This window comes from Ferruginibacter profundus (genome assembly GCF_054783275.1).
Genome location: NZ_BAAGQW010000003.1, coordinates 914,705 through 928,291, shown reverse-complemented (window position 1 = coordinate 928,291; position 13,587 = coordinate 914,705). Strand labels below are relative to the sequence as shown.

Sequence of the window (13,587 nt, the reverse complement as noted above, 5' to 3'; positions counted from 1 at the left end):
GTAAAAGAAATACTAACCCAATGACAGTTTTAATTGTAGAAGAATCTTTACTGATAGGTGGACGGATTCGGAACTTACTTTTAGAAACCGGCAATGCTTCAAACATTTATCAAACGATAGAACATAGTAAGGCAGTTACACTTTTTGAAGAAGTGCAACCAAACGTAGTATTGCTGGATATGTGTATGCCCGGGGCTACTTCAATTAACCTGTTACAAGACATAAAAAAAGCAGCTGCCAAAACCGCTATTGTTGTTTTGGTTAATGCAGACGATCATCAAAAGCAATTAAAATGTAACTCTATTGGTGTTGATTTCATTCTTGACAAATATCATGAGTTTGAAAAGCTACCCGAGATAATGGATATTATAGTTCGTAAAGGAAATTTTAAACCAGGCAATGAAAAACCAAAACATTATTCAAAACTCTGCTGATGCGATTTACACCTGCGATCAGAAGGGATTTATAAAGAGCTACAATACAGCTGCAGTTAACCTGTGGGGCAGAGAACCGGTTGTAGGTAAAGACCTCTGGTGCGGCTCATGGAAGATTTTTGATAAAAACGGGGGCCACCTGCCTGTTGATCAGCATCCCATGGCTATTGCTTTACGTGAAGGCAGGCTGGTGCATGGTGAAGAACTGATTGTGCAAAGGCCGGATGGCAGTTTGCGTCATGTAAGTCCTTACTCTTCTCCTTTGGTTAATGCCGATGGGCACCTGACGGGTGTGGTTAGTATGCTGATAGAAGTATCTGAACAAAAGAACAGGGAAAGGCTGAGCGAAGAAAAATACAGGAACCTGATTGAGCAGGCAGCCGACGGAATTTTTTTATTCAATTTAAAAGGGGACTTTGTTTCTGTTAATACCAGTGGTGCCAAAATGCTGGGTTACGATATTGAGAGCCTGCTGCAATTAAACATAGTAGATATTATTCCGGAGCAATTTATTGATAAGATGCCTTTACGCATAACCAGTTTAGCCGATGGCAATCCTTTACTGGTAGAAAGAATTTACAAACGTAAAGACGGCAGTTTATTTTATGCAGAAGTAAGGGCACAGATGGTATTGGGAGGAAATATCCAGGCAATTGTACGGGATATAACGGAACGAAAAAAAGCAGAAGCCGCATTAAAGGAAAGTGAAGTATTTAATAAAAGTATTTTAACTTCTATCAGTTCACATATAGCTGTGGTGGAACAGGGTGGTGCAATTATTTCGGTAAACAAGGCATGGGAAGATTTTTCTGATAAGCAAGGAGCCTGCCTTTTGGAACGTACCGGTGTTGGTAGTAACTATATAGAGGTTTGTAAAAGATCGATAGGTAATGGAGAAATGCTGGCGGCAAAAGCGCTGGATGGTTTTTATAAAGTAATGAATGGGGAGCAGCCTGTTTTTGAAATGGAATATCCCTGCGATCTGCAAAATAAAAAACATTGGTTCTTATTAAGGATAACAAAGTTTGCTGATAACTCTCCCAAAGTAGTGATGATGCACATTGATATTACGGCAAGAGTAGAGGCTGCAGCTTCAATGCACCTGGCACTGGAGCGTTATGATATGCTGGCCAAAGCTACCAGTGATACCATCTGGGATTGGGATATTGCAAACCACCGGATAAGATACAACGATGGTATTACACAAATGTTCGGCTATGAAACTGATGAAATAGCAAACCTGGAAGACTGGTGGAAAAAAAATATTCATCCCGATGATTTACCTGCTGTTTCTGCAGCACTGGAAAAAATATTCAGCAATAAGGCACAACACTTTCAGATGGAATACCGTTTTCGTTGCGAAAACGGAACTTATAAATACATATTTGACAGGGCCTCTGTAATTTTTGACGATAACGGAAAACCTGTACGAATGATAGGTGCCATGCAGGATATTAGCGACCGTAAAAAAACCGAGCAGGATTTCAGGATGATGAAAAAAGCCCTGATGCATCAGAAAGTAGAGGAGCAGAAAAAAATTACGAGGGCTATTTTAAATGCACAGGAAAAGGAAAGGCGGTATATGGGAGAAGAGCTGCACGATAATATCAACCAGATGCTGGCCGGTACTAAATTATATTTATCTGTGGCCGGTAATGGCAATGCCCAATTAAAGGAAGCCCTGCAATATCCTATTCAACTGATTGAAGAAACCATGACAGAAATTCGCTTGCTCACCAAACGAAGCGTTACCCCAAAACAAAATATAAACCTGGAAGATCTGCTGCAAACATTGGTAGATACTATGTTTAAGAGCACAGCCATAAAAACCTGTTTTGAATATAAAATAGTAGATGAGTGCCTGGAAGATGAACTTAAACTAAACATCTACCGCATTTTACAGGAACAAACCAACAACATAATGAAGCATGCCAGTGCAGCTAATGTAAACATTTCGGTAAAAGCAAATAACCATATTTTAAATGTTGTGGTATCGGATGATGGCAATGGCTTTGATGTAAATAAAAAAAGAGAAGGTATCGGCATCTCTAATATCATAAACAGGGTAGAATCTTTTAACGGCGAGGTTGTAATTAAAAGCAGCCCCGGTAACGGATGTAAACTACTCATTAAAATACCTTACTAAGCCAGTAATTTAAAACCAATCATTGGTTGGTTAACTATAAAAACCTTAAACATGTTACGCATATTAATTGCAGACGACCACACCGTAGTAAGAAAAGGATTGAGACAAATACTGATGGATCATTTCAGGGAAATATGTATTGAAGAAGTGGCAGAAGCAGAAAGCCTGATTGATAAAGTAATGACCGCCAGCTGGGATGTTGTGATATCAGATATCAATATGCCGGGCAGAAGTGGCCTGGATGCATTGAAACAAATACGCGGTATTTTCCCTGATCTGCCGGTGCTGATCCTCAGTATTCATCCCGAAGAACATTATGCCATCAGGGTTTTAAAATCAGGTGCTTCGGGTTATTTAAGCAAAGACTCTGCAAGCGAAGAGCTGGTAAATGCGGTAGAAAAAGTATTGCAGGGAAAAAAATATTTTTCTTCTTATGTAATTGAACAACTGGCCAATCATATTGATGCAGACCTTAGTAAATTATCGTATGAATATTTAAGTAACCGGGAGTTTGATGTAATGCGCTTACTGGCTTCAGGTAAATCTGTTTCTGATATTGCAGAAAAATTATCCCTGAGTGTAACTACTGTGAGTACTTATCGTACAAGGATTATGACTAAAACAGGTTTAAGGTCAAACTCCGACATTACCAAATACGCCATTGAAAACCAGCTGTTGTAATAAGGGCTGAAAAAATATACATCCGGAAAACCGTTCCTTATTCCACTTGTAACCACAAAGAAATTTATCCTGTTTATTTTACCCGGTTTAAATTGATCACCATATCAATTGCCGGGTATTTTTTTATTTACACTATTTTAAAAAGCCTTAACCCCGGCAGGCCTCCTGCAGTTTGTACCTCCTGCGTATAATCTGTAAAATAGCATTCATTCCACTTCAATACGCCGTATATCTTACCGGGAAATAATTTAAGCCTCATGCATTAGTACCCAATTATGGTATGCCTGCTATATCCCGCAAAAATTGGAGGGTATAGCCTCTATAATTGGGGGTAAATACCGGCCTGTACAAATTTATTTTTGACTCAGCATTTACCAAAGATTACCCGGGTGTTACCATCGCCGGACAATTGCAATATCCATTTAAAACTAAAAAATGAAAAACCAAAACATTATTCAAAACTCACCTGATGCGATTTACACCTGCGATCAGAAGGGATTTATAAAGAGCTACAATACAGCTGCAGTTAACCTGTGGGGTAGGGAACCGGTTGTAGGTAAAGACCTCTGGTGTGGCTCATGGAAGATTTTTGATAAAAACGGGGGCCACCTGCCTGTTGATCAGCATCCCATGGCTATTGCTTTACGTGAAGGCAGGCTGGTGCATGGGGAAGAGCTGATTGTACAAAGACCGGATGGCAGTATGCGCCATGTAAGCCCTTACTCTTCTCCTTTGGTTAATGCCGATGGGCACCTGACCGGTGTGGTTAGTATGCTGATAGAAGTATCTGAACAAAAGAACAGGGAAAGGCTGAGCGAAGAAAAATACAGGAATCTGATTGAGCAGGCAGCTGACGGAATTTTTTTATTCAATTTAAAAGGAGATTTTGTTTCTGTTAATACCAGTGGTGCCAAAATGCTGGGTTACGATATTGAGAGCCTGCTGCAATTAAACATAGTAGATATTATTCCGGAGCAATTTATTGATAAGATGCCCTTACGCATAACCAGTTTAGCCGATGGCAATCCTTTACTGGTAGAAAGAATTTACAAACGTAAAGACGGCAGTTTATTTTATGCAGAAGTAAGGGCACAGATGGTATTGGGAGGAAATATCCAGGCAATTGTACGGGATATAACGGAACGAAAAAAAGCGGAAGCCGCATTAAAGGAAAGTGAAGTATTTAATAAAAGTATTTTAACTTCTATCAGTTCACATATAGCTGTGGTGGAACAGGGTGGTGCAATTATTTCGGTAAACAAGGCATGGGAAGATTTTTCTGATAAGCAAGGAGCCTGCCTTTTGGAACGTACCGGTGTTGGTAGTAACTATATAGAGGTTTGTAAAAGATCGATAGGTAATGGAGAAATACTTGCGGCAAAAGCGCTGGATGGTTTTTATAAAGTAATGAATGGGGAGCAGCCCGTTTTTGAAATGGAATATCCCTGCGATCTGCAAAATGACAGGAGCTGGTTTTTACTGCGAATAACAAAATTTGCAGACAACTCCCCTAAGGTGGTAATGATGCATATTGATATTAGCGACCGTAAAAAAACCGAGCAGGATTTCAGGATGATGAAAAAAGCCCTGATGCATCAGAAAGTAGAAGAGCAGAAAAAAATTACGAGGGCTATTTTAAACGCACAGGAAAAGGAAAGGCGGCATATGGGAGAAGAGCTGCACGATAATATCAACCAGATGCTGGCCGGTACCAAATTATATTTATCTGTGGCCGGTAACGGCAATGCACGGGTAAGGGAAGTGCTGCAATATCCTATTCAACTGATTGAAAAAACCATGACAGAAATTCGTTTGCTCACCAAACGAAGCGTTACCCCAAAACAAAATATAAACCTGGAAGATCTGCTGCAGACACTGGTAGATACTATGTTTAAGAGTACTGCCATAAAAACCTGTTTTGAATATAAAATAATAGATGAGTGCCTGGAAGATGAACTTAAATTAAATATCTACCGCATTTTACAGGAACAAACCAACAACATAATGAAGTATGCCAGTGCAGCTACTGTAAACATTTCGGTAAAAGCAAAGAATCATATTTTAAATGTTGTGGTATCGGATGATGGTAACGGCTTTGATGTAAATAAAAAAAGAGACGGTATTGGTATCTCAAACATTATAAACAGGGTAGAATCTTTTAATGGCGAAGTTGTAATTGAAAGCAGCCCCGGTAGCGGATGTAAACTACTCATTAACATACCTTATTAAGCCAGTAATTTAAAACCTTAAACATGTTACGCATATTAATAGCAGACGACCATATTGTAGTAAGAAAAGGATTGATACAATTACTAACGGATCATTTCGGGGAAATATGTATTGAAGAAGTGGCAGAAGCAGAAAGCCTGATTGATAAAGTAATGACCGCCAGCTGGGATGTTGTGATATCAGATATCAATATGCCGGGCAGAAATGGCCTGGATGCATTGAAACAAATACGGGGTGTCTTTCCTGATCTGCCGGTGCTTTTTTTCAGTATTCATCCCGAAGAACATTATGCCATCAGGGTTTTAAAATCAGGTGCTTCGGGTTATTTAAGCAAAGATGTTGCAAGCGAAGTGCTGTTAAATGCAATTGAAAAAGTATTGCAGGGAAAAAAATATTTCTCTCCTTATGTAATTGAACAACTGGTGAATTATATTGATGCTGATTTTAGTAAATTATCGTATGAATATTTAAGTAACCGGGAGTTTGATGTAATGCGCTTACTGGCTTCAGGTAAATCTGTTGCTGATATTGCAGAAAAATTATCACTGAGTGTAACCACCGTGAGTACTTACCGCAGAAGGATTATGACTAAGACAGGGTTAAGATCAAACGCTGATATTACCAAATACGCCATCGAAAACCAGCTGTTGTAATACCAGTAAAAAATATATCCGTTAAACTATTTCCTGTTCTGCCTGTAACCATAAAGAAAATTTATCCTGTTTATCTTACCCGGTTTAAATTGATCACCATATCAATTGCCGGGTAATTTTTTATTTGTACCTGAACTATATTCTGCTAAAGCAGATCCGGTGTACTAGCTCTGCACATTATATCCGGCGCATAGTAATTACATTTTATTTACAAGGTATTCACTACCGGGTTAACCCCACAAAAATTGGAGGGTATAGTCTGTATACTTGGGGGTAAACGCCGGCCTGCAGCATTTTACTTTTGACAAAGAATTTACAGCTGATTATCAGGTGCCACCATCGCCGGGTAATTACAATATCCATTTAAAGCTAAAAAAATTAAAATGAAATCCAATCATCTTTCTACCAGGAGAGTTATGCGCTCTTTTGCCGCACTCTTCACCTTGATTTTTTGTTTTGCCCTTACAGCTTCTGCCACTACTTACTACATCAGCCCTTCGGGTAATGATGCTACCGGCACCGGCACCAGCGCTAATCCATGGAAAACGTTGTACAAAGCCACTAACACTGTTGCTGGTGTGGGCGACATCATCCATGTAAATGCAGGCACCTACATTGAAACATTGCAATGCGCTTTAAAACCAGGCGTAAGCATTGAAGGCGATGGCGCTACCTCAATACTTAAAAGCAGTTTAACTGCCGACTGGACAGAAATGTTATCCCTGCGCTCAGCAGAAGGTACCAATGGCAACCAGCACATTTCCTTTGTAAAATTCGACGGACAAAATCTCTCCACCTTCTGGGGTATTTATGTTGGTGGCCGTAGCAACGTGAGTATACATGATATTACCATGGTGGATTTTAAAGACCGTGGTATTTTATTCGGCGGCCGCAATGATGGCAATGGTGCGCCGCCCACCATTTATGCAACAGGTAACAGCTTTTATAACAATACCATTACCAATTGTGCAGCCTATAATTTATCAACCGGTGCCTATGGCCGTGGTTGTTTAAATATCGGCGGGCAGGATGGTATGTTGATCTACAACAATACCATCTCACAAACCAGCAGGCCCGAAGGCTACAATGGCTGGCCCATTAAAGGCTGGAACGAAGGTTACCTCAAAGGCTGTAAAATCTATAACAATACCCTCAATAAAATACCTATGGGCAACTCTTCGGGTAATACCGGCTGGAATTTTGCCATTGAACTGTTCAATGAATCAGGATTAGAGATCTATGGCAATACCATTACCGGTGGTTCTATCGATCTTAACTTTCAAACTAAAAACGGTTATGCCTATAGTGTATGGATACACGATAATATAATTAAGCAAACCACTTTAAACACCTGGATAGAAAGTGGCATTGTGCTGGAATATGGTACCGATGGTGCCATCATTGAAAACAATACCATTGATAAAAAAGCACACGGTATTGAATTTAATCCCCGTTCGGGTGATATGGTTAAAGATGTTACCATCCGCAAGAACCTGCTTACCAATATTACCATGGCGCAGAACACCGGCGGCCTCATCGGTGTTTTCAGCAATGCAGGCGACTTCAGCATCAACAACTTTAATGTACTTAACAATACCATGGTGGCCACAGCAGGCTCTGCTCCGTGGTGGGGTATAAATTTTGGTGCCTTAAATGCAGGCACTGCCAGGAACATCAGCATCAAGAACAATATCATCATGAACATACTCAGCGGCTTTATGGTGCAGGGCGGTGCTATAGGTATGGATTCGGTATATATCCAGAACAACAATACCTACAATAACGGCAACAGCAACAATCCCACCTTTAATGGTGTGGTACCAACTAACTACACTAATAGCAATAATATCAGTGTTGTTCCGCTCTTTGTTTCAGCTACTGATTTTCACTTACAGGCTTTATCACCTTGTATAGATAATGGGGTATATGTTGGCTTGCCTTATACAGGTGCGGCGCCTGATAAAGGCTTTGCAGAATTTGGCAGCATTATTCTGCCGGTTAAATTACTCGACTTTACGGCTGCAGAAAAAGCTGGTAAAAATATATTGCAATGGAAAACAGCCACCGAAAGCAACAGCGATTATTTCAGTATTGAAAGAAGCAGCGATGGCCAGCACTTTACCGCCATTGGCAGGGTAAGTGCAGCAGGCTTCAGTTCATCAGAACTCAGTTATAATTTTACTGATGCCAGCCCCATTGCCGGTGTAAATTATTACCGCCTGGTAATGCTGGATAAAGATGCCAGTAAAGATTACAGCAATACCGTTGCAGTGATGAATAAAAAAGACCAGTCGCTGAGTATTACAAAAACACAATTATCTGCCGGCAATAAAAATTTGGCACTAACTGTGGCAAGTACACAAAATCAAAAAGTAACGCTGTCATTATTTGATGCAGGCGGAAGAATATTTATAAACGAAACGATGCAGCTGCAAAAAGGTATGAACACGATAAATACAAATACACCATCTATAGCAACAGGTATTTATTATATCAAACTGGCTGTTGCAGGCGAAATGATTGTAAAGAATGTACTGGGAAACTAGTATGGATTCAGTTTTAAGTATGGATTAGTTTTAATGGTAAAAGGGTTTCAGTCTTGAAACCCTTTTTTACAATATAATTTTAGCTATAAATTCTGTCTATGGCAGCCTTATACTTTTCCATAATTACTTTACGTTTCAATTTTAAAGTGGGTGTTAGTTCACCACTGTCGATGGTCCATTCGTAAGGCAGTAATTCAAATTTTTTCACCTGCTCCACGTGGTTAAAAAAAGTATTGAAAGAATCGATCAGTTCACGGTACAGGTCTAAAACTTTTGGATTGTGTACCGCATCTTCTATGGTAGTAAATTTTATGCCTTTGTGTTGCATCCATTCTTTTAAATTAGGTACAGAGGGAACGATCAATGCGCCTACAAATTTTTGTTCGGCACCCACAATCATCATTTGCTCTACAAATGGCGATTCCTTCATTTTATTTTCAATAGGCTGTGGCGCCACATATTTGCCGCCGCTGGTTTTAAAAAGTTCTTTTTTGCGGTCGGTGATTTTTAAATATTTGCCATCTTCAAAAATACCAATATCACCTGTGTGCAGCCAGCCGTCAATTATAGTTTCTGCGGTAAGATCAGGGCGTTTATAATATCCCATCATTACACTCGGGCCTTTTACGCATATCTCGCCATCAGCTTCCAGTTTTACTTCCTGCCCCGCTATCACCAGGCCAACCGTTCCAAATTTTGTTCCTTCTTTCCCTTTGCAATTCACACTTATAACCGGGCTGTTTTCGGTAGGCCCGTAACCTTCATAAATAGGTATTTTAGCAGCAGTAAAAATTCGTATCAGCCTTACCTGGCAGGCAGCGCCGCCGGTAACCAGGGTTTCAATATTGCCACCCAGGCCTTCACGCCATTTGCTGAATACTAATTTATTGGCAATAGCCAATTGCAGGTTGTACCAGAGGCCGCCACTGCGCTGATTATCGTATTTATCTCCCAATGCAACTGCCCAGTAAAATAATTTTCTTTTGATACCGGTTTGCTCGGCACCCCTGGCCATTATTTTTTCATACACTTTTTCAAGCAAACGGGGTACGGTGCAGAATAAAGTGGGTTTTACTTCTTTTAAATTTTCAGCAATAGTGTCCAGGCTTTCGGCATAATAAATAGAATTGCCGCTGGTGATGTAGATATAACTTACCATACGCTCAAAAATATGATTGAGCGGTAAAAAACTTAATGCCCGTCCATTCACATTATCTTCAAACGGAAACATTTTTTTTGAGTTCATTACATTGCTTACAATATTACGGTGGCTAAGCATAACACCCTTAGGCGTACCCGTAGTGCCCGAAGTGTAAATAATGGTAGCGCAATGTTGCGGCAAAATAGTGGCTCTCACCGCCTCCAGTTTTGCAAAGTCAGCAGCACCTGCATTAGTTGTGATTTTTTCCCAGTAATCAACACCATGTAAATTATCAAAACTGTACACATTTTTAAGACTGGGCACTTTATTGCGAACATTATTTACTTTATCCAGGATATCCTGTCCGCTGATAAAAACATATTTTACTTCGGCATCATTAAAAATAAATTCCAGTTCATTTACATTGGTGGTGGGGTAAATAGGACAAAGTGCAGCGCCTATCTGCTGGCAGGCCATATCCAGCATTAACCATTCGGGGCGGTTTTTTGATATGAGTGCAATTTTATCCTGCTGCTCAATGGTCATATTGTTGCCACTAACACCCAACTGTAATAGCCCTGCGCTAAGTTTATTTACAGTATCCTGTACATCCTGTGTGCTATAGGTTTTCCATGCGCCATTTTCCTTGGCAGCCAGCATATCTTTTTTAGGAAAGTTGCTTAGCTGGTAAGCAATGCAATCAAATATCCTCGAGTTCTCATTCATATGCAATCGTTTTATTCCACTGCCTTATGCTAAATATAAAAGCAATTTAAAACAAGATAATGAAAAAATTGACAAACTATTTATCGTTTAATTAATGAAAGAGTAAAAAGGAACTTTAAGCATGCTGTTAACACTTTTCTTTAACGCTGTTAAACAAAACTTATATAAATACATTTAAAGTTGCCGGAAAAGTAATTCTTTTTAAAATTACCAGTTTCCCTTTTAATACTTTTTATACCGCATGCCTGCTTTATCATGCAACTAAATAATATTAATATCCATCTTTTTCTTGCAAAACCAACGTGCGTACATCGCTGTTATTTACCCATTATTTTAAAAAATAAAATGAAAAAAAATCTGGTTAGATTTTTAATTGTTGCCTTGTTGGGCCCCGTTTTTTTTACGGCAAAAGCTACTAATTATACAGTTACCAACACAGGCGATAACGGAGGTGTTAACCCGGCTGTAGGTGCCGGTACAGGTACACTAAGGCAGGCAATTGTAGATGTAAACGCAGCTACAGCTGCAGGCCCGCATATTATTGATTTTAATATAGCCGGTGCAGGGTTGCAGGTTATTTTTCCACTGACTAGTCTACCCACATTAACACACAATAATGTAAATATTGATGGCTATACCCAGCCTGGTTCCTATGCCGGTGCTGGTACATTTGCCTCCCGGATATATGGGATAAAAATTGATGGCATTAATATTCCCAACACTTATGTTATGTCCATCCAGGCTAGCAATATTGTATTCAGGGGCTTTGTTTGCATGGCTTCTTCTGCCACAAGCAATATCTCTTTTCTAACAATAGGAGCAAGATTTGGCAGTGCTGTAAACAATACTTATACCAACATAAAAATACAGGGTTGTTTTCAAAATGTAACTGCAGCGGGTACCATTGTATCTCCAACTCCTGCTAACACTATTAACGGATTTGTTCATGCCTTTGGCATACCGGATGCCCTTGGTGTATCTAGTGCAAGCAGGGTAATAATCGGTACAGATGGTGATGGCGCAAACGATGCTAATGAAGGTAACCTGATGGTAATTAGTAACTCCGGTGTATCAACTATAAGACTGGATGGACTGGATGATTGTACAATAGCCGGCAACTGGGTAGGGCTTGCGGCAGATGGAATAACGCAAATAAACTATTTACCCACCGGTAATGGCACCATTGCAAATCCGGCATTTTTTCTTGAGAACTGTGTGAGAACCGTTGTAGGTACAAATGGCGATGGCATAAGTGATGTAATCGAAAGAAATGTGGTGGCTGATGGACGTGATGGTGTACAGGTAGCCTACAATTATCTACCAGGTCAGGGTAATGCTCCCTATAATAGCACTCTTTGCCGGGCCCCGGGCAACAATATGGTAACGGGTAATTATTTTGGCACCCTCCCGGATGGAAATACAGCTACCAACAGGATTAATGAAGCAGCGATATTGACCCGGGGCTATGGAAATTTTGTTGGGTGCAACACATCCGAAATTACCAATAGTACATTTCGCAACATAATCAGCACTGCCGTTAGCGGCACTTCAATTACAGGTATAGGAGTGTGGGATGTACCGCATGATGCCACCAAAAACAGTGTTACCAATACCATCAGGGGCAATTATATTGGCATTGGTGCCAATGGTACAAGTGTATTGGGTGCAAGAATTGGTATTGCCATTCAATGTGCCGTAAATTCTAAATATATTGAAAACGTAGTGGGTAATATTACAACTTCCGCAATACAAGCTTCTAAACTTACTGCCAGCCCGGTAAACAATACCGGTTTGCAGATTTTAAATAATAAAGTGGGTATTTGTAATGATAATACTACTGCAGCACCCAATTTGGCCATTGGCATCCGTATACGTAATGCCACCAACAGTTTAATAATGAATAATACAGTAACTAATAACACACTGGCTGGTATTACACTGGAACCGGGAAATAATATCAACTCAACTTTTCAAACCGCCAACGTACAAATATCTCAAAATAGCATTTACAACAATGGCGGCCTTGGCATTGATTTGGCGGCAGGGGCTTTGCCAACTTATGGGGTTACTGCCAATGATGGGCTTAAAGCCAGCGCAGGTTCGGTAACAGACCCTAATTTGTTTATTGACTACCCGATTATTTCCACTTCAACATTATCTGGTAATAATTTAACCATTACGGGTTTTGTTGGTTCTGCCGCAGGACAATCCTTATTTGCAAATGCCAAAGTGGAGATTTTTATAGCTAACAATATTCCTGCTGATCAAAATGGCGAAAAGTTTTTAGGTGACGGAATAAATGTTGGCCATGGCGAAGGACAAACTTATTTGGGTACTTTAACTACTGATGCCAACGGCAATTTTTCCGGTACTATTGATGTTTCGGGTAAAGGGGTAACCACAGTTACTCCGCTAACCTCTACCGCCACTGATGCTTCAGGTAATACCAGTGAGTTTGGCGTAAATTTCAATACCATAGTTTTGCCGGTAACCTTATTGACTTTTGATGTTAATTGCAATAATGGTAATTCAATTATTTCCTGGAGTACTGCATCGGAAATCAACAATGCATATTTTGAAATAGAAAAGAGTAATGACGCAGCTGTATTTAATTCCATTGCTAAAATTGTTGCCGCAGGAAATAGTTCACAAATAAAAAATTACAACTTTACAGATAAGGATAACAATTGGATTAAAGCATACTACCGTTTAAAACAAGTAGACATGGATGGAAGATTGAGTTACAGTAATATCCGGATGATTAATTATTGCATACCAGATGCAATGGAGGTTACTGTATTTCCGCAACCAGCTTCAGATGTGGTAACTATAGTATTTAATTCAGACAAAAATAATTTTAAAATAAGCTTATGTAACAGTAAAGGACAACTGCTACTGAGCGATGAGGTTAAGAACGAAAATAAAAAGCAAATCAAGGTATCACATTTGCCGGATGGTATTTATTCCATACTGCTTACTTCAGATAAAAAATCAATAACCAGGCAGATTATTATTGCCCGGTAATAATAAT

8 protein-coding genes are annotated in these 13,587 nt (G+C 39.7%); 7 read left to right on the top strand and 1 reads right to left on the bottom strand.

Features of this window, described 5'->3' with window-relative positions:
- The first annotated feature begins 20 nt into the window (after positions 1–20).
- From ACYVM0_RS23690 to ACYVM0_RS23665, 6 genes are all read left to right on the top strand, one after another.
- Positions 21–434, top strand: a complete 414-nt coding sequence (locus tag ACYVM0_RS23690) for a response regulator (RefSeq protein WP_460561333.1) — start codon at positions 21–23, stop codon at positions 432–434.
- The gene (locus ACYVM0_RS23685; RefSeq protein ID WP_460561332.1) at positions 400–2,580 is read left to right on the top strand and encodes a PAS domain-containing sensor histidine kinase; all 2,181 of its coding nucleotides are present in this window, start codon (positions 400–402) and stop codon (positions 2,578–2,580) included. The genes ACYVM0_RS23690 and ACYVM0_RS23685 overlap by 35 nt, the downstream gene beginning before the upstream one ends.
- A gap of 51 nt (positions 2,581–2,631) precedes the next feature.
- Positions 2,632–3,261: a response regulator transcription factor gene (locus ACYVM0_RS23680; RefSeq protein WP_460561330.1), complete on the top strand. Its 630-nt coding sequence runs from the start codon at positions 2,632–2,634 to the stop codon at positions 3,259–3,261.
- A gap of 435 nt (positions 3,262–3,696) precedes the next feature.
- Positions 3,697–5,490, top strand: a complete 1,794-nt coding sequence (locus ACYVM0_RS23675) for a sensor histidine kinase (RefSeq protein ID WP_460561328.1) — start codon at positions 3,697–3,699, stop codon at positions 5,488–5,490.
- 23 nt (positions 5,491–5,513) lie between these two features.
- A complete protein-coding gene (locus tag ACYVM0_RS23670) occupies positions 5,514–6,143 on the top strand; it encodes a response regulator transcription factor (RefSeq protein ID WP_460561326.1) in 630 nt (209 codons plus the stop codon).
- 383 nt (positions 6,144–6,526) lie between these two features.
- On the top strand, positions 6,527–8,689 hold the full coding sequence (locus ACYVM0_RS23665; RefSeq protein ID WP_460561324.1) for a right-handed parallel beta-helix repeat-containing protein: 2,163 nt from the start codon (positions 6,527–6,529) through the stop codon (positions 8,687–8,689).
- 79 nt (positions 8,690–8,768) lie between these two features.
- On the opposite strand, the gene ACYVM0_RS23660 is transcribed toward ACYVM0_RS23665, so the two are convergent.
- Positions 8,769–10,556, bottom strand: coding sequence for an AMP-dependent synthetase/ligase (locus tag ACYVM0_RS23660; protein ID WP_460561322.1), 1,788 nt, complete (start codon positions 10,554–10,556; stop codon positions 8,769–8,771).
- 345 nt (positions 10,557–10,901) lie between these two features.
- Between ACYVM0_RS23660 and ACYVM0_RS23655 the strand changes: the two genes are divergently transcribed.
- Positions 10,902–13,580, top strand: coding sequence for a T9SS type A sorting domain-containing protein (locus ACYVM0_RS23655; protein WP_460561320.1), 2,679 nt, complete (start codon positions 10,902–10,904; stop codon positions 13,578–13,580).
- Positions 13,581–13,587: the final 7 nt, after the last annotated feature.